Here is a 1,371-nt window from a genome sequence, read left to right on the forward strand (position 1 = left end):
CTTCTACGGCTTTGTCATAAGCTGCTTTCTTGTCTGCTGTTGCATTTTGATACTTAGCTGTCTCTTTGGTAGCTGTCGCATCTGTAGATGTTGCCGTTGTTAGTTCAGCTTTATTAGTTTCTGCTCCATCCAACTCACCTTTGGCGTCTTCAATGGCTTTCTTAGCGTTATTGACAGCTTCTTGCGTGGCATTCGGGTCTTCTAAGACTTTCTTACCATCTTCTACGGCTTTGTCATAAGCTGCTTTCTTGTCTGCTGTTGCATTTTGATACTTAGCTGTCTCTTTGGTGCCAGATTCTTTACCAAGCTCGGCATTCAAGGCAGACTTGTCGATGGATTGTCTCTGCTTTTCACGTTTATCATACTCGCTTTGTTTTATCCACAAATCTTTCGCCGGTATTGGAATAGTATCTAATACTTTTCCCCCAGCTTCTACCACTGTTAAGCGAGCTTCACCACCTCCATTAGGAACAATCGAAAGACTCACATACTCAGCCTGTGGATATAAATTGAAAATGTTTAGTTTACTACTATGTGTCGTTGCATCGTCTCTATATAGTTTATCCACACGTCTATTTCTATTACGATCTTTCCGTCTTATCTTTTGATCACCAAAGAAATCCGTATAAAGTTCATAAACATCTCCATGACTATTGGCATTCAGCCAATGAAACATTCCATCATACCAATGACTACTCAAATAATCAAAATCATTAATTTTTGAATCTGGGACTGGTGCTTGATCAACATTATATGAATAGTCCCCATTCAACCTTGACGCCCGGTCTTCCCCGACACTCCTAGCTCTTCTAACGGGAGCACGCTGAGCAGAGTTACTTGTCTCTTCAGCACCTCTATCCCTTCCGCTAACGGCACTACTGTTGCTTCTATCTGACCCTTCAGAACTTTCCCCATTATTGCTTGATGGAGAAGCGTCCCTATCACTGCCAACAGGAGTACGCTGAACAGAATTACTTGTTTGATCAGCACTTCGCTCACTTCCATTCGAAGCTTCACTAGCTCCCTCCGCAGCTGGATCCGATTTAGGCTCAGAACTCTCAAGAGACACCTCTGTAGCATTTACTGTAGTATCCGCCTGAACAACACTAGCTCGTGCTCCTAAAAACATCAATGCGGCAACCGCGACACTGGCGGCACCAAAGTGGTACTTACGAATGGAGTAACGGAAGACCTTTTCTCTGTTACACTTTCTAAAATCCATAACTCTTTCTCCTTTAAAGATATGATTGAAGAGAACATGTCATTTTCCTCTTCGATTGACAATAATATATAAATAGCAACTTACGACTATTTACCCCACTGTATCTCCTATGAAGAATATACAGTCTAACAGCAATTATACCACCCCCC

Annotated in this window: 1 protein-coding gene; it reads right to left on the reverse strand. The window is 42.2% G+C overall.

Translation table 11 applies throughout. The features are described from left to right. Positions 1 to 1,222, reverse strand: a 1,222-nt coding sequence (locus HT688_RS11500) for a YSIRK-type signal peptide-containing protein (protein ID WP_172923815.1), incomplete at its 3' end; no start/stop codon positions are given. Between the last annotated feature and the right edge of the window lie 149 nt (positions 1,223 to 1,371).

This window comes from Streptococcus sp. 1559 (assembly GCF_013276735.1).
In the GTDB taxonomy this organism is placed as follows: domain Bacteria; phylum Bacillota; class Bacilli; order Lactobacillales; family Streptococcaceae; genus Streptococcus; species Streptococcus pseudopneumoniae.